The 21,878-nt window shown below is 70.3% G+C and carries 18 protein-coding genes; 6 read left to right on the top strand and 12 right to left on the bottom strand.

Going from position 1 to position 21,878, the window contains the following annotated elements; all coding sequences use genetic code 11:
* Positions 1 to 28 precede the first annotated feature (28 nt).
* Complete coding sequence (locus D9V41_RS06700; RefSeq protein ID WP_121794008.1) at positions 29 to 379, bottom strand: ArsR/SmtB family transcription factor; 351 nt, start codon at positions 377 to 379, stop codon at positions 29 to 31.
* 88 nt (positions 380 to 467) lie between these two features.
* Between D9V41_RS06700 and arsM the strand changes: the two genes are divergently transcribed.
* The 3 genes from arsM to D9V41_RS06685 are packed head-to-tail and all read left to right on the top strand — an operon-like array spanning position 468 to position 2,703.
* Positions 468 to 1,244, top strand: a complete 777-nt coding sequence (gene arsM, locus D9V41_RS06695; protein ID WP_121793786.1) for an arsenite methyltransferase — start codon at positions 468 to 470, stop codon at positions 1,242 to 1,244.
* The gene (arsB, locus tag D9V41_RS06690) at positions 1,241 to 2,305 is read left to right on the top strand and encodes an ACR3 family arsenite efflux transporter (RefSeq protein WP_121793785.1); all 1,065 of its coding nucleotides are present in this window, start codon (positions 1,241 to 1,243) and stop codon (positions 2,303 to 2,305) included. Before arsM ends, arsB begins: the two co-directional genes overlap by 4 nt.
* Positions 2,302 to 2,703: an arsenate reductase ArsC gene (locus D9V41_RS06685; protein ID WP_121793784.1), complete on the top strand. Its 402-nt coding sequence runs from the start codon at positions 2,302 to 2,304 to the stop codon at positions 2,701 to 2,703. The genes arsB and D9V41_RS06685 overlap by 4 nt, the downstream gene beginning before the upstream one ends.
* A 123-nt stretch (positions 2,704 to 2,826) precedes the next feature.
* Here D9V41_RS06685 and D9V41_RS06680 read toward each other — a convergent pair whose 3' ends face one another.
* The 11 genes from D9V41_RS06680 to D9V41_RS06630 all read right to left on the bottom strand — a co-directional run bounded on the left by D9V41_RS06680 (position 2,827) and on the right by D9V41_RS06630 (position 18,037).
* Positions 2,827 to 3,276, bottom strand: coding sequence for a hypothetical protein (locus D9V41_RS06680; protein ID WP_121793783.1), 450 nt, complete (start codon positions 3,274 to 3,276; stop codon positions 2,827 to 2,829).
* A gap of 184 nt (positions 3,277 to 3,460) precedes the next feature.
* Complete coding sequence (locus D9V41_RS06675) at positions 3,461 to 4,255, bottom strand: NmrA family NAD(P)-binding protein (protein ID WP_208006773.1); 795 nt, start codon at positions 4,253 to 4,255, stop codon at positions 3,461 to 3,463.
* Positions 4,252 to 6,234 (bottom strand): hydantoinase B/oxoprolinase family protein, encoded by a 1,983-nt coding sequence (locus tag D9V41_RS06670; protein WP_121793781.1) that lies wholly within the window; start codon positions 6,232 to 6,234, stop codon positions 4,252 to 4,254. Before D9V41_RS06670 ends, D9V41_RS06675 begins: the two co-directional genes overlap by 4 nt.
* Positions 6,231 to 8,306, bottom strand: a complete 2,076-nt coding sequence (locus D9V41_RS06665) for a hydantoinase/oxoprolinase family protein (RefSeq protein ID WP_243697179.1) — start codon at positions 8,304 to 8,306, stop codon at positions 6,231 to 6,233. Before D9V41_RS06665 ends, D9V41_RS06670 begins: the two co-directional genes overlap by 4 nt.
* 590 nt (positions 8,307 to 8,896) lie before the next feature.
* Positions 8,897 to 10,315, bottom strand: a complete 1,419-nt coding sequence (locus tag D9V41_RS06660; RefSeq protein ID WP_121793779.1) for an amidase — start codon at positions 10,313 to 10,315, stop codon at positions 8,897 to 8,899.
* A gap of 12 nt (positions 10,316 to 10,327) precedes the next feature.
* A complete protein-coding gene (locus tag D9V41_RS06655; protein WP_121793778.1) occupies positions 10,328 to 10,978 on the bottom strand; it encodes an SRPBCC family protein in 651 nt (216 codons plus the stop codon).
* Entirely contained in the window at positions 10,975 to 13,377 is a 2,403-nt protein-coding gene (gene cutA / locus D9V41_RS06650; protein WP_121793777.1) for an aerobic carbon-monoxide dehydrogenase large subunit, read from the bottom strand. The genes D9V41_RS06655 and cutA overlap by 4 nt, the downstream gene beginning before the upstream one ends.
* Positions 13,374 to 13,901: a (2Fe-2S)-binding protein gene (locus tag D9V41_RS06645; protein ID WP_121793776.1), complete on the bottom strand. Its 528-nt coding sequence runs from the start codon at positions 13,899 to 13,901 to the stop codon at positions 13,374 to 13,376. Before D9V41_RS06645 ends, cutA begins: the two co-directional genes overlap by 4 nt.
* Positions 13,898 to 14,788 (bottom strand): FAD binding domain-containing protein, encoded by an 891-nt coding sequence (locus D9V41_RS06640; RefSeq protein WP_121793775.1) that lies wholly within the window; start codon positions 14,786 to 14,788, stop codon positions 13,898 to 13,900. The genes D9V41_RS06645 and D9V41_RS06640 overlap by 4 nt, the downstream gene beginning before the upstream one ends.
* Positions 14,785 to 16,164, bottom strand: coding sequence for a uracil-xanthine permease family protein (locus D9V41_RS06635; protein ID WP_208006772.1), 1,380 nt, complete (start codon positions 16,162 to 16,164; stop codon positions 14,785 to 14,787). Before D9V41_RS06635 ends, D9V41_RS06640 begins: the two co-directional genes overlap by 4 nt.
* A gap of 193 nt (positions 16,165 to 16,357) precedes the next feature.
* Positions 16,358 to 18,037 (bottom strand): PucR family transcriptional regulator, encoded by a 1,680-nt coding sequence (locus D9V41_RS06630; protein WP_121793774.1) that lies wholly within the window; start codon positions 18,035 to 18,037, stop codon positions 16,358 to 16,360.
* Between the two features lie 109 nt (positions 18,038 to 18,146).
* Here D9V41_RS06630 and D9V41_RS06625 point away from each other — a divergent pair, with 109 nt between their 5' ends.
* From D9V41_RS06625 to D9V41_RS06615, 3 genes are read left to right on the top strand one after another with little or no spacing between them, the layout of a single operon-like run.
* Positions 18,147 to 18,956: an oxamate carbamoyltransferase subunit AllH family protein gene (locus tag D9V41_RS06625; RefSeq protein ID WP_121793773.1), complete on the top strand. Its 810-nt coding sequence runs from the start codon at positions 18,147 to 18,149 to the stop codon at positions 18,954 to 18,956.
* Entirely contained in the window at positions 18,953 to 20,443 is a 1,491-nt protein-coding gene (locus D9V41_RS06620; RefSeq protein WP_121793772.1) for an FdrA family protein, read from the top strand. The genes D9V41_RS06625 and D9V41_RS06620 overlap by 4 nt, the downstream gene beginning before the upstream one ends.
* Complete coding sequence (locus D9V41_RS06615; RefSeq protein ID WP_121793771.1) at positions 20,440 to 21,846, top strand: YlbE family protein; 1,407 nt, start codon at positions 20,440 to 20,442, stop codon at positions 21,844 to 21,846. The genes D9V41_RS06620 and D9V41_RS06615 overlap by 4 nt, the downstream gene beginning before the upstream one ends.
* Positions 21,847 to 21,878 lie beyond the last annotated feature (32 nt).

The following is a 21,878-nucleotide window of genomic DNA, read 5'->3' as shown; positions in this document are numbered from 1 at the left end:
TCGGCCGGGCGCTCGGCGAAGCTCGGCCTCAGCGCGCGACCAGGGCCTCGGCGAGGTGGTCGAGGGCGCCGGGAACGACCCGGTAGTACGCCCACCGCCCGCGTTGTTCGCGCTCGACGAGGCCCGCGTCGACGAGCTTCTTCATGTGGTGCGAGACGGTGGGCTGGCTGAGGCCGACGGGTTCAGTCAGATCGCAGATGCAGGCCTCATGGCCCTCGGCCGCGGTGATCAGGGAGAGCAGGCGAACCCGGTTCGGGTCACCCAGCGCCTTGAACATCGCCGCCAGGCGCAGCGCCTCCTCCTCGGTCAGCGAGGGCGCGAGCACCGGAGCGCAGCACGCTGCGGGGGAGTCGTCGAGGAGCGGCAAGGAGGCGTTCATGTCCTCCATCGTGCCACGGATATTGACAGACGTCGATCCATCGACAATAGTCAATGTATCGAACATCGTCGATCAGAGGAGACTCGTCATGAACGCGAACGACGTCAAGGAGCTCGTGCGGCAGCGGTACGCAGCGGCGGCGGTGCAGGTCGCCGGCGGCGCCCCGAACGAGCAAGTGCTGGAGGTGGCCGACGACTCCGGTTGCTGTGACGGCAGCGGCGTCGAGGTCGACGTGCGCTTCGGAGCGGGCCTCTACTCGGCGGACGAGGCCGACGGACTGCCCGCCGAGGCGGTCGCCGCGAGCCTCGGCTGCGGCAACCCCAACGCCGTCGCGGCTCTCAATCCGGGCGAGCGAGTCCTCGACCTCGGCTCCGGCGGCGGCATCGATGTCCTGTTGTCGGCCCGGCGCGTCGGACCCACGGGATTCGCCTACGGCGTCGACATGACCGACGAGATGCTCGACCTCGCCCGCGCGAACGCGGACAAGGCCGGGGCGACGAACGTCGAGTTCCTCAAGGGTTCGATCGAAGACGTCCCTCTGCCCGACGCCTCCGTCGACGTCGTCATCTCCAACTGCGTCGTCAACCTCTCGACGGACAAGCCGGCGGTGCTGCGCGAGATGTACCGCGTCCTGGTTCCCGGCGGCCGGATCGGCATCTCCGACGTCGTGGCCGAGGACCACCTGAGCCCCGACGACCGGGCCGCTCGCGGCTCGTACGCGGGGTGCATCGCGGGAGCACTCAGTCGCGCCGAGTACCTGGACGGGCTCGCGGCCGTAGGCTTTGCTGACGTGGAGGTCAAGTTCACGCACGAAGCGGTGCCGCAGATGCACGGCGCCATCATCCGCGCGGTCAAGCCCGCATGAGCGCACCGAACGCCGAGGCGGTCACGGCGCGGCTCGGCACGGTCGACCGCTACCTGCCCGTCTGGATCGCGGCGGCGATGGTGCTCGGGCTGCTGCTGGGGCGCACCGTCCCCGGACTGGACGACGCGCTCAGCGCCGTGGAGATCGGGTCGGTGAGCCTGCCGATCGCCATCGGCCTGCTGGTGATGATGTATCCCGTCCTCGCGAAGGTCCGTTACGACCGCGTCGGCGTGGTACTGGGCGATCGGCGCATGATCGCGCTGTCACTCGCGCTGAACTGGATCGTCGGGCCGGCGCTGATGTTCGCGCTGGCGTGGTTGCTCCTGCCCGACCTCCCCGAGTACCGCACCGGGCTCATCATCGTGGGGCTCGCACGGTGCATCGCGATGGTGCTGATCTGGAACGACCTCGCGTGCGGTGACCGTGAAGCCGCCGCGGTGCTCGTCGCGGTCAACAGCGTGTTCCAGCTCGTCGCCTTCGCCGCGCTCGGCTGGTTCTATCTGCAGGTACTCCCCGCCTGGCTCGGGCTGCCCACCACGTCGGCGGAGTTCAGCGTGGGTGCGATCAGCGTGAGCGTGCTCGTGTTCCTGGGGGTGCCGTTGGCGGCCGGGTTCGCCAGCCGTGTTCTCGGGGAGCGCCGGCGCGGGCGGGAGTGGTACGAGAACCGCTTCCTCCCGAAGGTCAGCCCGCTCGCGCTCTGGGGGCTGCTCGTCACGATCGTGCTGCTGTTCGCACTGCAAGGCGACGCGATCACCCGCTCGCCGTGGGACGTCGCCCGGATCGCGCTCCCGCTCCTCGGATACTTCCTCGGCATGTTCGCCCTCGCGTGGGGTGCCGCGCGGCTGGCGGGGCTCGGGTACGCCCGTACCGCCACCGTCGCGTTCACCGCCGCCGGCAACAACTTCGAGCTCGCGATCGCCGTCGCCATCGGCACGTTCGGCGCCACGTCCGGACAGGCTCTGGCCGGAGTGGTCGGCCCGCTCATCGAGGTCCCGGTGTTGGTGGCACTCGTGTACGTCGCTCTCGCCCTCCGTCCCCGATTCGAGGAGAAGGTCTCATGACCCGTCCCACCGTGCTGTTCGTCTGCGTCCACAACGCCGGCCGCTCCCAGATGGCCGCGGGATACCTGAGCGCGCTCGCCGGCGACCGGGTGGACGTGCGCTCGGCCGGATCGATGCCCGGTGACCAGCTCAATCCGGTCGCCGTCGCTGCGATGGCCGAGGAGGGCATCGACATCGCCGGGGCGCAACCGCGTCTGCTCGACGACGCGTCCGTGCAGGAGGCTGACGTCGTCATCACGATGGGTTGCGGCGACGCGTGCCCCTACTACCCCGGCAAGCGGTACGAGGACTGGGAGCTCGACGACCCCGCCGGCCAGCCGATTGAGACCGTGCGCGGCGTTCGCGACGACATCCGCCGCCGGGTCGAGGCCCTCATCGCCGAGATCGCACCGGCGTAAGCCGGGCGCGGGCGCGCTCTTGTCTGGCCGCCGAGTGGTGCACATTTCCTCGCGAGTGGTGCAGAATCGCGACGATCGCGCTCCTTCGGTCGCGGAATTGCACCACTCGCGGTCCCTTGTCGTTCACTGGAATTCTCGTGCAGCGCTGAGGAAGAGGTCGATGCCCTCGCTCGTCCCCCAGCACGTCGGCTGCGGGTCGTGAGCCTCTGACGACGCGCACACGACGACGCCGTAGATCCCGAGGGAGCTCCACGCGACGTAGCGGTAGGGACCAGGAACGCCGATGTCCGATCCACTCGAGCCTTCGCGGACTTCGATCGTTTGCCCATCGGGCAGCTGAAGCTCCTGGCCGATGGGCTCGCACTCGACGGGCATCGTCGTCGGGAGATCCTCGACCGGCATCGGCTGGAGGTCCTCGAACGACAAGCACCGCGGCACAAGCTCGTGTGGTTCGAGGAGGATCCAGCTCGGTGACCGCGTGGTGGGCGCGAGAAAGTAGGCCACCACGAGGACGGCGAAGATCCCACCCCCCGCATAGCGCCATCGGCGTCCGCGGCTGCCGGCCCACGTCATGACGACACCCTAGGAGTCCGAAGCTCCACCCGAGGCGTTTTCGCGCGCTCGTCCGGCCGCCGAGTGGTGCACATTTCCTCGCGACTGGTGCAGATTCGCGACGATCGCGCTCGTTCGGTCGCGACATTGCACCACTCGCGGTGGCTGAGCGGTCCTGCGGGGCCAGCGGCAGCCGGCACGCGGTTCAGCTGAGTTCGGCGCGGAGGGTGGTGTCGAGGTCGTGGGCGGGGCGACCGAGGAGCTCCCGCAGCGGCAGCGGACCGCACGGAAGTCCGTGCTTGTCGTAGTAATCGAACATGCCGAGCAGCCACGAGCGCTCGCGTTCGCCCAGGCTCGCCCCCGGACCGGCGGCCCAGTCGCTCGCGGCGATCTGCGCGAGGCGGACGGGGCGCCCGAGCACGCGCTCAGCGGCGGCCGCCAGATCCCGGACCGACACCAGCGCGGGTCCGCCGAGTTCGTAGGTCGCGCCGACGTGCGACGGGTCGAGCAGGGTGATCGCCGCGGCCTCGCCGACGTCGGTGAGGTCGACCAGCCCGAACGGCTGATCGAGGTCGTACACCGCCTCGACGGCGGGCTCGTCGGCGCGCAGGCCAGATAGGAAGTTCTGCACGTACGCGCACGGCTGCAGGATCGTCCAGTTTAGGCCGCTGCGGCGGACGAGGTCCTCACTCACCGCCTTGCCGACGTGATGCGGCATCCCGGGCGCGTACGGGGCGGAGACCGAGTGATAGACCACCCGGTTCACGCCCGCGGTGCGTGCGGCGTCGAGCAGCGAGGTGACGAGCGCCGGCTCGTCCTCGGCCATGTTCGGCGCCATGAGGTACATCGCCTCGCAGCCCTGCAGCGCGGCGACCGGATCGGGCATCTCGGCCCGGCCGATCGGCCGCGCGACGACACCGCGGGCGCCGAGGGCCGCGGCGACGGCATGACCCGTCTTTCCGCGGCCCCCGACGACCGCCACCTCGGCGACCGAGCTCACGCCCAGTCGACCTCGGCGGCGAAGTTGCCACCGCTGAGCGCGGCGTAACCCGGCCCGCGGTCGAAGAACGGCTCCTCAGCACGCTCGGCCCGGATGCGCTCACGCTCGCGCTTCGTGGCCTCCGCGTCGTGGCCGAGGTCGTCCGTCGCGACGCTGCCGGTGAGCACGACGCCGTAGTCCTCGAGCGCCTTCTGCTCCGAGACCTTGTCCCAGAGCACGTCGCGGACGACCATCTCGGGATCGCGGTCGAGCGGGTCGCCCCAGCCGCCACCGCCGGTGGTGCGGATGCGGATGGTCTCCCCGGCCTTGATCGGCTCGGCGTCCGCGAGCGCGTCGATCTCGCGCTCCTCGGGCGTGCCCGGGTTGACGACGACCTGGAACGGCGAACCGGCCTTGCCGCCCTTGACGCCCCAGCACGCGAGGATCGAACGGTCCGCGATGGACATGAAGTTCGCGTCCTTGAGCATGCGGATGTGCTTCTCGTAGCCGAGACCGCCGCGGAACTGGCCGGCACCGCCGGAGTCCTTGGCCAGGCCGAGCTTCTCCACGATGAACGGGAAGCGCGACTCGGTGAACTCGGTCGGCAGGTTCCGCGAGTCCGGGACGACGTGGATCGTGTCCTCGCCGTCGGCGTAGTAGCGGCCGCCGGCGCCGCCGCCGAGCACCTCGCGCATGAGGTACGGACGGCCCTCCATGTCCTCGCCGTACACGCCCGTGTAGCGGATGGTCTCCTGGTCGGCGGGCATCCGGCCGTCGACGGCCTTGGCGATGACGCCGGCCAGCACGCCGAGCAGACGCAGGATGACGAAGGTGCGCGCGTTCGTCGGCGCCGGGAACTCCGGCGTCAGCAGCGTGCCCTTGGGCGGGAACCGCATCTCGATCAGCGGCACGATGCCCTCGTTGACGTCGAGCTCGGCCATGCGCTCGGGCGTGTCCGCCAGGTTGCGCAGGATCGGCGCGAGCCACTTCTTGAGGAAGACGCCGTCGGAGTAGTCACCGCAGTGGTTGATCGGTCCCTTGGCCTGCGGCGACGTCCCCGCGAAGTCGAGGATGAGGCGCTCGCCCTCGGGATCGTCCTCCGGCGTGCGGGTCAGCGTGATGCGCTGCGTGTGCAGCTTGGGGTCCTCCACGCCGTCGTGCTCGGCGTAGTCCTCCCACACCCACGTGCCGACGGGGATCTTCGACAGGATCTCGCGACGGTAGGTGCGCGTGGTGTTGTCGATGATCGCGTCGAAGGCCGACTCCACGGCGTCGCGGCCGTAGCGGTCGAACAGTTCGCCGAGGCGCTGCGCACCCATGAGGCAGGCCGAGCACTCGGCGTCGAGGTCGGCAGCGAGCGCCTCGGGCGTCCGCGAGTTGCGGGTCATGATGCGCAGTGCCGAACGCACCGGCACACCGGCGTCCCACAGCTTGATCGGCGGGACGGCCAGGCCCTCCTCGTACACCGACGTGGCGTTGCTGGGCATCGAGCCCGGCACGGCGCCGCCGATGTCGTCGTGGTGGCCGAAGGCCTGCACGAAGGCGACGACCTCCTGCTTGCCGGTCTCGGGGTTCAGGTGGAACACCGGGACGGTGACGCACAGGTCCGGGAGGTGGCCGATGCCGCCCTCGGACTCGTAGACGTCGTTGTGGAAGAACACGTCACCGGGCACCATCTCCTCGAGCGGGAAGTCCCGCGCGATCGGGTGCACGAGGGCGCTGTAGGAGCGACCGGTGAGCTTGCGCAGCTTGCGGTCGTGGATGCCCGCGCGGAAGTCGTGGGCGTCACGGATCATCGGCGAGCGCGAGGTGCGCGCGATCGCCGTCTCGACCTCCATCTCGACGGCCGCGAGGCTGCCCTGGACGATCTCGACGAGGACCGGGTCCGCGCTGGCCCCGCCGTCCGCGGTGAGGGAGCCGAACGGGAACTGGGTCGGTGCACGCCTCGACGTGGTGGCACCAGCGTCCACGGAGCTCTGCTCAGTGCTGAGGGACGTCATGAATCGGCTCCTTCACGGGTCACGATGATGTTGCGGTAGGCGTCGACGCGAGCGACGAAGCCCGGGTGGAGCGGCACCGTGGAGCCGAACTCCTCGATGATCGCGGGGCCGGTCACCTGCGCGCCCGGCGCCAGGTCGGGACGCCAGTAGACCGGGGTGTCGACGTAGCCGGTCGCCGGCTCGAAGCAGACGGCCCGACGCGAGGCCTCGACGACCTCGGGGTTCTCCTGGACCGGCTCGGAGCGGACCTCGGGTCCCGAGACGCGGAGGTTGACCCACTCGACCTGCTGCTCGCCGTTGCCGCGGAAGTCGTAGCCGTAGAGCGCGCGGTGCTCGTCGTGGAAGCGCTCCGCGACGGCCTCGGCGGCCGCCTCGTCGAACGGGCCGTCGTCGACCGACACGCGCACCTCGAACGCCTGACCGAAGTAGCGCAGGTCGGCGGTGCGGACGAACTGGTGGTCCTCGGGCGCGAAGCCTTCGAGCTCCAACGCGGCGGCCGCGCGCTCGGTGAGCTCGTCGAAGAGCTGGCCGGTGCCGGCGATGTCGAGCTTCTCGTGGAGGCTGACCTGGGTCTGCACGTAGTCGTTCTTGACGTCGACGGTGAGCAGGCCGAATGCCGACAGGTTGCCCGGGTTGAGCGGGACGACGACGGTGCCGATGTCGAGGATGTCCATGAGGCGGCACAGCAGCAGCGAGCCGGAACCGCCGAACGTCGTGAGGGCGAAGTCGCGGACGTCGAGACCGCGCTTGACCGTGACCTGACGCAGCGCATTGGCCTGGTTCCAAGCGGAGATCTCGAGCACGCCCGCGGCGCACTCCTCCAGGCTCATGCCGAGCTTGCCCGAGAGCTCCTCGAGCGCCGTGCGCGCACCGTCCACGTCGAGCGGGATCTCGCCACCGAGCAGGTGGGGAGGGATCCGGCCGAGCACGACGTGCGCGTCGGTGATGGTGACGTCGTTGCCGCCCTTGGCGTAGCAGACCGGGCCGGGATCGGCGCCGGCCGAGTGCGGGCCGACCTTGAGGGTGCCCTCGGCGGACAGCCACGCGATGGAACCGCCGCCGGCACCGACCGTGACGACGTCGATCATCGGGATCTTGCTCGGGTAGACGCCGACCGAGCCCTCGGTGGTGAGGGTGGGCTCGCCGTCGATGACGACCGAGACGTCGGTCGAGGTGCCACCGCCGTCGCAGGTCAGGATGCGGTCGAAGCCGGCGATCTTGCCGATCAGCGCGGCGCCGAGCGCACCGGCCGCGGGGCCCGAGAGCACGGTGGTGATGGGCTGGTGCACGACCTCGTCGGCGCTCAGCACACCGCCGTTGGACTTCATGACGTAGAAGGGGACGGAGCCCTCCTCGGCCGTGAACTCGTCGAGGCGGCGCTTGATGTTGTTGATGTAGCGCGAGAGCTTGGGCTTGACCGCGGCGTCGACGAGCGTCGTCATCGAGCGCTCGTACTCGCGGTACTCACGCAGGACCTCCGAGGAGACCGAGACGACGGCCTCGGGGTGCTCCTCGGCGACGATCTCGCGGAGCCGCTCCTCGTGCGCGGGGTTGGCGTAGGCGTGCAGGAGGCAGATGCCGAGGGTGGTGATGCCCTGGTCGCGGAACCAGCGAGCGACGTTGCGGGCGCCCTCCTCGTCGAACGGCCGGATCTCGGCACCGTTGTGGTCGATGCGTCCGGCGACGCCCTTGACGAGCTCGCGCGGCACGATGCGGTCGGGCTTGACCCAGAAGTAGGAGTTGCCATAGCCGTCGGGGACGGACTGGCGGGCGATCTCGAGGACCGACTCGTAGCCCTCGTTGGTGATGAAGCCGAGCCGGTCGACCTTGCCCTCGAGGAGCTGGTTGGTGGCGACGGTCGTGCCGTGGCTGATGGCGCTCAACGCGCTGCCGTCCTCGCCGAGGATGTCGAGCACCTTGGCGACGCCGGCCAGGAAGCCCTCGGCGGGATCGCTGGGCGTCGACGGCGTCTTCGTGGTCACCATCGTTCCCGACGCCTCGTCGAACGCCACCACGTCGGTGAACGTCCCTCCGGTGTCGATGCCGATCCTGATCTGGCTGTCGTTGGGCACCTGCGGACCTCCTGTTGTCGTTGCCGTCACATTCCATCGCGTCCGGAGGCGCGATTCCACGTCAACTCCTGACGAGGAAGTGCCCCTTCGTTGTCACTTCATGCTGAGGAATGCTGAGCAGGGGTCTCGCTCCATCGCGGCTACGCCCCTCCTGCGATGGCTCCATGTCGGTCGCTGAGCGACCTCCTACTCGACCACCTACACCCGCTCAGGCGGTCGAGTAGCCGCGAGGAACGACCCGCCGCCCCATAGCTGGTCGAGTAGCCGCGAGGAACGAGCGGCGTATCGAGACCAACTCACGCAACGTGGTCTCGATACGGCTCCGCAAGCTCCGCCTACTCGACCACCTACACCCGGCTCAGCCGCGAATCGAGACCATCTCACGCAACGCGGGTCTCGCTCCATCGCGGCTACGCCCCTCCTGCGATGGCTCCATGTCGGTCGCTGAGCGACCTCCTACTCGACCACCCACACCCGGCTTAGGTGGTCGAGTAGTGGCGAGTTCTACGAGCCGCGTATCGAGACCTCTCACGCAACGTGGTCTCGATACGGCCCTCGTCCCTCGGGCCTACTCGACCACCTATCCGGGGTTAGAGGGCAGGGCGGCGGTTGCCGGCGCGGGTGAGCGCTTCGACGGCGCGGCCGATGGCGAGGAGGCGCCGCTCGGTGTTCGGCGCCGTGACGATCTGGATGCCGACCGGCCATCCCTCCGCGGTGAACCCGGCCGGCACCGAGAGCGCGGGACACCCGGTGACCGTGATGAAGTACGCCGAACGCATCCAGTCCAGGTAGGTCTCCTGCGGCTGGCCGTTGATGTCGGCCGGGTACTCCTGGTCGGCGCTGAACGGCGGCACCTGGCTGACCGGCAACACCAGGGCGTCGACCTGCTCGAAGAACTGCCGCATTCGCTCGGCCAGCGCGGTGCGCTGCCGGTAGGCCCGCGCCACGTCGTGCCCGGCCAGCCCCTCACCGGCGCGGATGTTGTCCGCGAGCGAGGCCTTGAAGCCGTCCGGGTGCTCGGCGAGCATCGCTCCGTAGCTGGCCTGGAAGTGCCACGCCCGCAAGGTGCGGAAGGTGTCCTCAGCCTCCGCGAGATTCGGCGCCTCGTCGACCACCGTCGCGCCGGCACCCTCGAACACGGCACGCTGCGCGCCGACGATGCCGGCCACCTGATGGTCGACCTGGAACGCGCCGTTCAGGTCGATCGACAGCGCGATGCGCAGGCCGGCGAGGGAGAGGTCGTCGACCTCGGCGAACGCCGAGCCCGGCGTCTCGTGGCCGACCGGGTTCCGCGACGTCGGCCCGGCCTGCACCGAGAGGAGCAGCGCGAGGTCCTCGACGTTCCTCGCCATCGGGCCCTGCACCGAGGTGGTCTCCCACACGTTGGGGTTGGGCCACTGCGGTACCCGCCCGAAGGAGGGCCGCAACCCGACGACGTTGCAGAACGAGGCCGGATTGCGCAGGGAACCGCCCATGTCGCTGCCGTCGGCGAGCGGCACCATGCCACTGGCGAGCGCCGCCGCCGCTCCCCCGCTGGACCCGCCGGCCGAACGCGAGGGGTCGTAGGGGTTCACAGTCGTGCCGAAGATCGGATTGAACGTGTGCGATCCGGCGGCGAACTCCGGCACGTTGGTCTTGCCGATGGTGATCGCGCCGGCCGCGCGCACGCGCTCGACGACGAGTTCGTCCCGCTCGGGCACGTGATCCGCCCGCAACGGCGATCCCGACGTGCTGCGCCATCCGCCGACCTCGTGCGTGTCCTTGAAGGCGAACGGCAGACCGTGCAACGGGCCGACGTCCTCGCCACGGGCGAGGCGCTCGTCAGCCTGCGCGGCCTCGGCGAGCGCCCGGTCCGGGTCGAGGCTGACGACGGCGTTGATGGTGCCGTTCGTCTCCTCGACCCGATCCAGGTGCAGTTGGACGAGCTCGCGGGCGGAGATCTCCTTGGCGCGGACGGCGTCGCGCATGGCGCGGGCCGTGGAGTAGGGGCCGATCTCGTGCTGCGTCATCGGGGCCCCGGCTCAGCGGCGCCGTGCCGCGACGGCACCGGCGAGCACACCGAGCAGCGCGACGGCAGCACCGACCACGACGCCCTTGAGGAAGGACTCGGAGTCGCCCGGCGCCGCGACCGGCGTCGTGACGACACCCTGCGGCGCGGTGGCGGCACCTGCCGCAGCGGCGGCCGCGACGGTCTCCTCGGAGGCTGCGGCCGAAGGAGCAGCGGCGGGGGCCTGGCCGGTCAGCACCTTGTTGACCGAGCCGAAGAACTCCGCCGCCATGCGCTTGCTGACCGAGGTGAGCATGCGCTGGCCGACACCGCCGATCATGCCACCGACAACGGCATCGGCGTCGTAGCTGATCTGGGTGGTGCCGTCGGGGTTGGGCTCGAAGCGCACGGCGACGTCGACCGAGATGGTGCCGGGCGCACCCGACCCCTCGGCGTGCATCATCAGCGACTCGTGCGGCTTGAGATCCGACAGGCGCACCGCGCCCTTGTACGTGCCCTTGATCGACGCCACACCGGCGGTGATCACCGCGGAGTACGAGTTCTCACCGGTCTCCTCGAGCCGCTCGCATCCGGGGATCGTCTGCACGAGCACGTCGGGCGACAACAGGGACTCCCAGACCTTCTCGACTCCTGCTTCGAGCCGCGCGGTTCCGGATACCTTCATGACGCCGTCCTTTCGTGGGAAGTGGTGCTGTGGGTGAGCCGCAGGGCGTACAGCTCGGAGGGGGAGATCGGCATGGCCGTGATGGGGAAGCCCTCGGCGTCCTCGATCGCCGCGGCGAACACCGCCGCCGACGGGATGACGCCCGCCTCCCCGGCGCCCTTGATCCCCAGCGGGTTCAGCGGCGACGGGGTCTCCAGGTGGTCGATGTCGATGGTCTCGGGCACCTCGGTGACGTACGGCATGAGGAAGTCCATGAACGAGGCGTTCTGGAGCTGGCCGGTCTCGTCGTAGGCCATGCGCTCGTACAGCGCACCCCCCACGCCCTGCGCCACGCCGCCGTGCACCTGGCCCTCGACGATGCGCGGGTTGATGAGCGTGCCGCAGTCGTGCACGACCGCGTACTTGAGGATGCGGATCTCGGCCGTCTCCGGATCGGTCTCGACGATGACGGCGTGGATGCCGCTCGCGAACGTCGACCGGGGCGGCGAGTAGTAGTCCTTGCCCTCCAGGCCCGGCTCGTCGTCCTCGGCGACCGGCGGTTTGCTCGGATCCCCGACGGCGAACTGCGTGGCCGCTCGCGACGCCTCGTCGAAGGCGTACCGCAGCGGGTTGGAGAGCACGGCGAGCGTGCCGAGCGCGATCTGGCTGTCCGGCGCGCCCTTGACCCGCACGATGCCGTCGACGATCTCGAGGTCGTCGACGTCCGCCTCGAGCGCATCGGCGGCGAGCCGGAGCGCCTTGGCACGGGCGTTGCGGGCAGCGAGCGCGATCGCCGAACCGCTCATGACGGCCGCGCGCGAGGCGAACGTCCCGACCGAGTACGGCGAACGCCGCGTGTCGCCGGTGACGACCTCGACGTCCTCGAACCGCACGCCGAGCTCGTCGGCGACGATCTGCGCGAACGCGGTCTGGTGCCCCTGGCCCTGGGTGGTCAGACCCGTGGACACCTTGACCTTGCCGCTCGTCTCGATGTGCACGTGGCCGCCCTCGTAGGGGCCGACGCCCGTGCCCTCGACGTAGCAGGCGATGCCGATGCCGACCTTGCGGCCTTCTTTGCGCGCCTCGTCGCGGAACTTCTCGAACGCCGGCCAGTCCACGAGAGCGCGGGCCTTGCGCATCATCTCGGGGTAGTTGCCCGAGTCGTAGACGAGCGGGCGGCCGTCCTGGAACGTCAGCTCGCCGTGCGCGTACGGAAAGTCCTCGGGCTGGATGAAGTTGTTCTCGCGCACCTCGGTGCGGTCCATCCCGAGTTCGGCGGCGATGGCGTCCATCGTCCGCTCCATCGCGTACACGCCCTGGGGTCGTCCGGCGCCGCGGTAGGGCGTGACGATGACGGTGTTGGTGTACAGGCTCTCGAAGCTGACCCTGTAGTTCGGCAGCTTGTACGGGCCGAGCAGCTGGGTCGACGTGATGATCGGGACGATGAGGCCGTACGGCGTGTAGGCACCGTTGTCATGCCAGAACTTGACCGACATGCCGAGCACGCGGCCCTCGTCGTCGAAGCCGACCTCGATGTGCTGCTGCTGGCCGCGCTCGTGCGCCGAGGAGATGAAGTGCTCGCGGCGGTCCTCGGTGAACTTGACCGGTCGCCGCAGCGCCTTGGCGGCCATCGGAACCAGCAGTTCCTCGGGCCACGGGTGGACGATCTTGACGCCGAACCCGCCGCCCACGTCGGGCGTGACGACGTCGACCTGACCGAGGTCGAGGCCGAGCTTGGTGGCGACGGCGGCGCGGACGCCGGTGGAGGTCTGGGTGGACGTCCACACGCTCATGCGGTTGAGGTCCTCGTCCCAGCGGGCGACGGTGCCGCGCCCCTCCATCGGCATGCAGGCGCTGCGCTCGACGGTGAGGTCCAAGCTCAGCCGGTGCGGGGCGGAGGCGATCGCGGCCTCGGCATCGCCGAACGACTGCTCCATGACCGCGGCGACGTTGCCCGGCACGTCCTCGTGCACGAGGTTCTCGGCGGCGCGGGCGGCGTCGATGCCGACGACGGGCGGCAGGAAGTCGTACTCGACCTCGATCCGGCCGACGGCGTCCTCGGCGAGGTAGCGGTTGTCGGCCACGACGACGGCGATCGCCTCGCCGACGTAGTTGACCTCGTCCTTGGCCAGCGCGTACTGGGTGCGGCCGTGGGTCAGCGCGGGGTGCGGGATCAGCAGCGGGAGGGGCTCGGCCATCGGCCCCTCGAGGTCGTCGTACGTGTACACCGCGTGGACGCCGGGGACGTCGAGGACCGCGTCGACGTCGATCGAGCGGATGCGGGCATGCGCGTGGGGGCTGCGCAGCACCGCCATCTCGAGCGCGCCCGGCATGATGTCGTCGGCGTAGCGGCCCTTACCGGTGACGAGACGGTCGTCCTCGACGCGGGCGACCGGCTCGCCCATCAGCTTGGTGGTCACTGTCCCGCCCCCTCTCCGGTCGGGATCTCGCGCTTGAGCTCGGCGGCCCGCAGCACCGACTTGACGATGTTCTGGTAGCCCGTGCAGCGGCAGAGGTTGCCCGAGATCATGTCCCGCGCCTCGTCCGGCGTCGGGTCCGGGTTCTCCTCGAGTCCGGCCTCGATGGTGGTGATGAAGCCGGGGGTGCAGAAGCCGCACTGCAGGCCGTGACAGTCCTTGAACGCCTGCTGGACGGGGCCGAGCGTGCCGTCGGGACGGGTCATCCCCTCGACGGTGGTGAGCTCGTACTCCTGAGCGGCGATCGCGAACATGAGGCACGCCCGCGTGGGCTGGCCGTCGACCAGGATCGTGCAGGCGCCGCAGACGCCGTGCTCGCAGCCGACGTGCGTGCCGGTGAGGCCGAGGTCGTGCCGGAGCGCGTCGCTCAGCAGCCGCCGCGGCGGGACGTCGACCTCATGGGTGACGCCGTTGACCCGAAGACGGATGGTCTCGGTGTGCTCGGCGGTCGTTCCTGGGGTGGTCATGCGGTCACCTCCGCGTTCGCGCGAGCGCCGGCGTCGGTGTGGGCCGCGGCGACGACTCGGGTGGTCAGGGTGCGGGCGAGTTGCGCCCGGTACTCCGTGGTGGCGTGGATGTCGGCCTCGGGCTCGAGGTGCGTCAGCGCGAGGTCGGCGGCGTCCTTCAGGCCCTGCTCGGTGAGCCGACCGTCGGGGAAGCAGCCGGTCAGGTCGACGACGGCCGGCGTCTCGCTGACCGACACGTAACCCGCGCGGACGTGTTCGATGGCGCCGTCGGGGTCGAGTCCGACGATCGCGCCGACACCGCACAGGGCGTAGTCGCCATGGCGCCGGGCGATCTCGTCGAAGGCGACGCCATGCCGGGCCGGCAGGGCGGGGACGAACGCCTCGACGGCGATCTCCCCGGCCTGCAGGCTCGTCTCCAGCGGTCCGATGAACAGCTCCTCGGCGGTGATCTCCCGGCGGCCCTCGACGGACGCGACGGTGAGCGTGCCGCCGAGCAGCGACAGCACCATCGGCATCTCGCCCGAGGCGTCCGCGTGGACGATCGAACCGACCGTGGTCCCCCGGTTGCGGATGGTGGCGTGCGCGACATGGCTCAGTGCTGCGTGAAGCAGCGGCTGGACCTCGCGTGCCTCGGCGTGCCCGTGCAACTGCGCGTGGCGCACGATGGCGCCGAACCTCACCCCCTGACCTCGCTCGACGTGGATGTGGGACAGCTCCTCGATTCCGTTGATGTCGATGAGCTCCGGCACGCTGGTCAGGCGCATCGACATCAGCGGGATCAGGCTCTGGCCCCCGGCGAGCACCTTGGCCTCAGGTGCCGCGGCGTACGCCGCGAGCGCCTGGGTCAAGGTCGTCGGTCGTTGGTAGGTGAAGGCTGCGGGTTTCACGTGAACGTCGGATCCGTCTTCTCGGGGTTGGAGTTGGTCGTCTTGTCCGCGCGGTTGACCAGGTGGTACAGGATCACCAGCAGGACCGAGCCGAAGCCGATGCCGCTGAGCACGAAGTTGTCCGTGATCCGCAGCGTGACGTCGCCGATACCGATGATCAGGCCGACCGCGAGCGGGACGATGTTGCCGGGCTTGGTGAAGTCGACGTTGTTGTCGACCCAGATCTTCGCGCCGATCAGGCCGATCATGCCGTAGAGCACGACCGTCACGCCGCCGAGCACACCGCCGGGGATCGCGTTGACGATGACGCCGAACTTGGGGCACAGACCCAGGATGATCGCGAAGATCGCGGCGACGTAGTACGCGGCCGTCGAGTAGATCCGGGTCGCGGACATGACGCCGATGTTCTCGGCGTACGTCGTGGTGGGCGAACCGCCGAACGAGCTGGCGAGCGCCGTGGCGAAGCCGTCGGCACCGAGCGCGCGGCCCATGTACGGGTCGAGGTCCTTGCCGGTCAGGTCGGCGATGCTGCGGACGTGGCCGGTGTTCTCGGCGATCAGCGCGATGACGCCGGGCAGCACGAGCAGCGTGAACGTGAGCGAGAAGCTCGGCCCGTGGACGACCGAGACGCCGTCGGCGAGGGTGCCGGACGGCAGACCGAACCAGGCGGCATCGCCGACACCGGACAGGTCGACGCGGTCGCGGACGACCTCCTCGCCGTTGACGATGGCGTTGACCGGGCCGGCCGTCATGTCCAGGATCCACGAGAGCGCGAAGCCGAACAGCAGGCTCAGGAACACCGCGACGCGGGCCCAGAAGCCGGGGAACAGCACGGCTCCCAGGACGAGGAACACCGCGGTGGCGAGGCCGACCCACTGATCCTGCGGCCAGTAGATGCCGGCGACGACGGGCGCCAGGTTGAAGCCGATCAGCATGACCACGGCGCCGGTGACCGCCGGTGGCAGTACGGCGCGCAAGAATCGGGTGCCGGCGAAGTGCACCGCGACACCGACCAGCAGGAGGACGATGCCGGCGGTCATGATGGCGCCGGTGACGTCGGCCGAGTCACCGCCCTGAGCGCGGATGGCCGCCACGGCGCCGACGAAGGCGGCGGACGTGCCCAGGTAGCTCGGCACCCAGTTCTTGACGATGACCAGGAACAGGATCGTGCACAGGCCGGAGAACAGGATCGCCAGGTTCGGGTCGAGACCCATGACGACGGGGAAGACGAACGTCGCACCGAACATCGCGACGACGTGCTGCGCACCGATGCCGACCGTACGACCCCAGCTCATGCGTTCGCGGGGGCCGACCGCCTCTCCCGGTGGTGGTGTCTTCCCCCCGTGGACGACTTGCCAGTTGAACATGCTCGACATGCGGACTCCTCAATGTCCGTCGGGACCTCGTGGCCCGACTGTAGTGCTGAGCGTCACACAGCCTCATTAGCGACATCTCACAAACAAGTAACGAATCCGTTATCGAGTGTTCTGGGCAACGTGGTCGCTGGTTGTGCTACCGATCACGTTCGGGCCTGTCCCGGCAGGGAAAACCCGCCTCGCCACGCGTCGCTCAGCGCTGGATCTCGCGGACCTGGAGGGCGACCGCCAGGTTGAGCCGCAAGTTGGCGTCGGTCGTGAACGGACCGAGCAACTGCTCGAGCTTGCCGATCCGGTACCGCATCGTGTTGTAGTGCACGAACTGCAGGCGCGACGCCTCGGCGACGTTGAGATTGGTGTCGAGCAGCACCCGCAGTGTTTCGCGCAGCTCCGCGGCATCCGGGGTGTCCTGCGCGAGCTCGCCCAGGACGTCCTCGGCGAACGCGGACAGCTCGCTGCGGTCGGGAATGAGCCCGATGAGCCGGTGGACGCCGAGATCGTCGAAGTGGAAGGTGCTGCTGCCGCCGCTGAAGCGTCGTCCGACCTCCGTCGCGCGGCGCGCCTGCTGGTAGGCGACCGGCAGCTCGTCGAGATTCGTCACGAGGCGGCTCGCGCCCACCGAGAACGGCCGGCGGCCGCCGCCCTTGTCTCCCGCGACGGACTTGACGATGCGGGCGACCAGATCACGCAGAGCGCCCGCCGCGCGTTCGGGGTCGTCGCGCATCGCCTCGGGCGCCGACAACACGGTGACCACCGCCTCGGAGAAGTCCGCCATCGGGACGTGCGGCGCGACCGAGCCGACCACCTGGGTCCACGCGGCGAAGAAGCGTTCCTGCCAGGACCGCCGCACGCGAGCCGGCACCCTGGCCTGGTCCGGCGAGGGCGGATCGAGTTCCGCGGTGATGACGATCGCCGGAAAGTCCAGCCGCCAGTTGAGCGTCTTGGCGTGCTCGATGACGTGCTCGGGATCGCCGCCGCGACCATCGAGCACTTCGCGCAGGAAGTCGCCGCGATAGCGGCTCTCCACGGCGTTCAGCGCCTGCTGCTGGGTGATCAGCAGCGCCGCGACGGTCGAGGCGCGCTGGAGGGCGTTGAGGTCGTCCTTGGAGATCGCGCGGTGGGGATCGTATGCGACGAGCCGCGCCAGGTCGCTGCTGCCGGCGACGACGGGCTGCACCAGGACCTGACCCTCCCCGATGTCCATCGGCTGCAGGCGGGGACGCTCGATCCGGAAACGGCCGGTGGGGTCGAACAGATCGGCCTCCTCGAGGGCCACGCGCATGTCGTCGGTCAGCGCACCGGCTTTCTCGCGGCCGTCGATGGAGGTGACGAGGATGCCGACGCCGAGCACGTCGGCGATCCGGCTGGCGATCTCTTGCAAGCCCGCGCCTTCGAGCACGAGTCCCTCGAGCGCCGCGTGCAGCGCGTCCGTGCGCTGCAGGACGTCCGCCTGCACGTCGGTCAGCCGGATGTGCACCTCCTCCAGCAGGTCGTCGAAGGCGGTGTCGGCCGACAGTCCGAGGATCGGGAAGCCGAGCTCGTCGGCGAGCTGGAGCACAGGCTCGGGGACCTCCTCGAGGAACCGCCCGACCTTGACGCCCAGGCCGGCGACGTCGAGTTCGTCGAGTCGGCGGACGAGCTCGACGAACTCCTTGTGGCCGGGGTCGCCGTCGACGTCCAGGCTCATCAGGGGGTAACCGCTGGTGACGAGCAGCGCGTGCGGGCGCACCCACTCGACGATGTCGGGGACCTCCATGACGTTGAGCCGCGTGACCACACGGTCGAGGCCCTTGCTGCCGGCCAGCACGGTCGTGTTGCGCAGGGTGTCGACCTTGAGCACGTCCCGCAGGGGGACTCGATAGCTATGTCTCATCAAGATCTGGACAACTCCCCGTCGATCCTTGGCAACATCTGACGTCGGCTCAGCCTAGCAGCGCCGATTAGGGTCCGAATGACGACAACTGCCGACCCGTGGAGATCCGATGGCCGCCCGCACCGCTGTGTTCGCAGCGGCTTCGCCCTGGGTACGCGACCGATTCGCCGAGTCACCTCGCGACGGCGTGGTGCTCCACGGCGGCGCGCAGGCGGTCTACGTCCGGGTCGAGGACACCGTGCTCGCCGTGGTCGCTCGGGGCGGTGTGCAGGTGCCCTGCGGCGCCCACACGACCCTCGCCTCACTCACCGGGCTCGACGGAACCGGCACCCTCCCGTCGGCCGGCGCCCCCGTGCGGCTCGGCGACGGCAGCCTGTCCGTCGGCTCGGCCGATGTTCGCGTGGCGCGGCTCATCGACGCCCGCGCTCCCCGCTTCGACGCTACCGATGCCTCCGCGATGCTCGCCCGTCTTCGCACCGTGCCGCTCGACCCGGCCGTCGTCGGCGAACTCCCCGCGGACGCCCTCGACGGCCTTCGCGACGGCGACCCGTCCGCCCTCGACCACCTGCTCGGACTGGGCAGCGGCCTGACGCCGCTCGGAGACGACGTCACGTGCGGCTGGCTCGCCACGATGGTCGCGGCGGCGCATCCCGCTGCCGCGCCGGTGAGCGACCGCGTGCTGCAGATCGCGACCGCGCGGACTACCGCGCTCTCGGCCACCCTGCTGCACCGGTCGACCGAGGGTGACGTCCTGCCGAACTTCGCCCGGGTCCTCCACCAGCTGCGCCAGCCCGCTTCCCCGGATGAGCCCGCGGCATCGGTCGCGGCGCTCGCCCGGATCGGTCACACCTCGGGGACGGGCCTGCTGCTCGGCCTCACGCTTGCTCTCGATCATCTCGTCTCAAGGAGTTGCCCATGACGACATCCACCGACCACGTCGCGCTGCGGCCCGGTGCCTACGCCGACTCCGTCGCGCTGCTGCAGGTCAGCAAGGACGTGGCCGCCGTCGACGGTGTGCTGGCCGCGCAGGTCGCGATGGCCACCGAGCTCAACCGCGAGGTCATCGCGCAGATGGGCTTCGAACTGCCGGACACGACGCCGAACGACATGATCGTCGCGATCCGTCTCGAGGATCCCTCGCGCCTCGACGCCGCCCTCGCGGCCGTCGATGCCGCCCTCGCGGCCGCCTCGCGCCGCAGCGACGGCGAGGCGTCGGTCGAAGACCCGCCCCGCACGATCGGCCGCGCCCTGGAGCGCGGTGACGCGGGGCTCGCGCTCGTGTCGGTTCCGGGACAGTACGCCGCCGTGGAGGCGATGGACGCCCTCGACGCCGGCCGGGACGTCATGATCTTCAGCGACAACGTGCCGGTCGAGCAGGAGGTGGCGCTCAAGAACCTCGCCGCCGAGCGCGACCTGCTCGTGATGGGACCCGACTGCGGCACCGCGATGGTCGACGGCATCGGCCTCGGCTTCGCGAACACGGTCCAGCCCGGCCCGGTCGGCATCGTCGCGGCCTCGGGCACCGGCTGCCAACAGCTCATGTGCCTGCTGGATCAGGCCGGCGTCGGCATGACCGCGGCGCTCGGCGTCGGTGGACGCGACCTCAGCGTCGACGTCGCCGCGCTCTCCACCAAGCAGGCCATGAAGCGGCTCGACGCGGACGAGGCGACCGAGCTGATCGTCGTCGTGTCCAAGCCCCCGGCGGAGGAGGTGGCCACCGATCTGCGGGCGTTCGCCGAGCAGCTGTCCACGCCCGTGCACTTCGCGCTCCTCGGCAAGGGACAGCCCGATCTCACGGCTGCCGCCGAGGGCGTGCTCGCGGCGCTCGGCCGCGAGGTGCCCGAGTGGCCGCACTGGGGCGCGCCGGCGGCGACTCCGGCGCCCGGTCAGCTGCGCGGACTGTTCGCCGGCGGCACCCTGTGCGACGAGGCGATGCTCATGACCCAGGACCGGCTCGGTCCGGTGTGGAGCAACATCCCGCTGGATCCGGCGTACGCGCTCGGCGCGGACCTGCAGGCCGACGGGCCGCTGATGATCGACTTCGGCGACGACGAGATGACGACCGGTCGCGCCCACCCGATGATCGATCCCTCGCTGCGGCTGGACTACCTCGCGCGCACCGCCCGGGAGGCGGCGACCTCGGTGATCCTCATGGACGTGGTGCTCGGCCACGGAGCCGACGCCGATCCGGCAGCCACCGCGGCTCCCGCCATCCGCGACGCGATCGCTACTGCGCGGGAAGCCGGACGCGAGCTGGCGGTCGTCGTCGCCTGCGTCGGCACCCAGGGCGATCCGCAGCAGCTCGACCGGCAGGCGGCCGCGCTCGCGGACGCCGGCGCCGAAGTGTTCTTGTCCAACGCCCAGGCCACGCGCCGGGCACTCTCGCTGATGGGAGCGGCAGCATGACCTCCACGCACACCCCCGCCGACGGTGTCGTCGCCAGCGGCGTCAGCATCTTCGCCGACGCGCTCGACGCCCAGGCCGTCCCGGTCTCCCGAGTGGATTGGCGTCCTCCGATGGAGGGCACCGCCGACGACCTCGCCACCGTGGCCACCGACCCGTTGCGCGTCGATGCCAACCGCCGCGCCGCCGAGGCGATGATGGCCGTGCAGGCGACGATCGTCGACGTCGCCCCGGCCAGCGAGGTCCTCGGCCTCGAGAAGGGTCAGTTCCTCCACGCCGGTCCGCCGCTGGCCTGGGAGAACGCGTCCGGGCCGATGCGCGGCGCCCTCATGGGAGCGGCCGCCCTCGAAGGACTCGTCAACGATCCGGAGGACGCCGAGGCGCTGTTCGCCTCCGGTCAGTCGGTGAGCCTCGAGCCGTGCCATCACCGCAGCGCGGTGGGCCCGATGGCCGGTGTCGTCTCGCCCTCGATGTGGATGTGGGTGCTCGAGGACCCGACCGACGGCCGCCGCACCTACTGCTCGCTCAACGAGGGTCTCGGCAAGGTGCTCCGTTACGGCGCGTACGGCCCCGAGGTGCTCGAACGGCTCCGCTGGATGTCCGACGTGCTCGGCCCGTTGCTGTCGAAGGCCGTCCGCGGCACCGAGCCGGTCAACGCCACCAGCATCCTCGGCCAGATGCTGCAGATGGGCGACGAGGCGCACAACCGCAACCGCGCCGGCACGCTGATGCTCATGCGCGACCTCGCCCCGGCGATGGTCACCTCGGGCGCGGACGCGGCCGACATCGCCAAGGTCTTCGAGTTCATGGGCGGCAACGACCACTTCTTCCTCAACATCGCGATGCCGGCGTGCAAGCTCGCGCTCGACGCGGCACGCGGCATCGAGGGGTCGACGATGGTCGTGGCGATGGCGCGCAACGGCACCGAGTTCGGCATCCAGACCGCCGGCACGGGCGACGAGTGGTTCACCGGCCCCGCGCAGATCGCCGACGGCCTGTACCTCGGCGGCTACGGCCCCGACGACGCCAACCCCGACATCGGGGACTCGGCGATCACCGAGACCGCGGGCATCGGCGGCTTCGCGATGGCCACGGCGCCGGCGATCGTGCGGTTCGTCGGCGGCTCCGTTCCCGACGCGCTGGCGACGACCCGCCGGATGCGTGAGATCACGCTGGCCGAGAACGATCGCTGGCCGATCCCGGTCCTCGACTTCATGGGGACGCCCACCGGCATCGACGTCAGCAAGGTGTGTCGCACGGGCGTGCTGCCGCAGATCAACACTGGCATGGCCGGTCGCGTCGCGGGCACGGGTCAGGTCGGCGCCGGGCTGGTGACGCCGCCCGCCGAGATCTTCCCGAAGGCGCTCGCCGCCCTCGCTGCACGGACGCGCGCGCGCCAGTCCTGACGCAAACTCCACCTGAACGACCCCCGGGCCAC

This window comes from Aeromicrobium phragmitis (assembly GCF_003674095.1).
Classification (GTDB): Bacteria; Actinomycetota; Actinomycetes; order Propionibacteriales; family Nocardioidaceae; genus Aeromicrobium; species Aeromicrobium phragmitis.
Note: the sequence above shows the minus strand (reverse complement) of the source record. Positions and strands in the feature narration are given on the sequence as shown.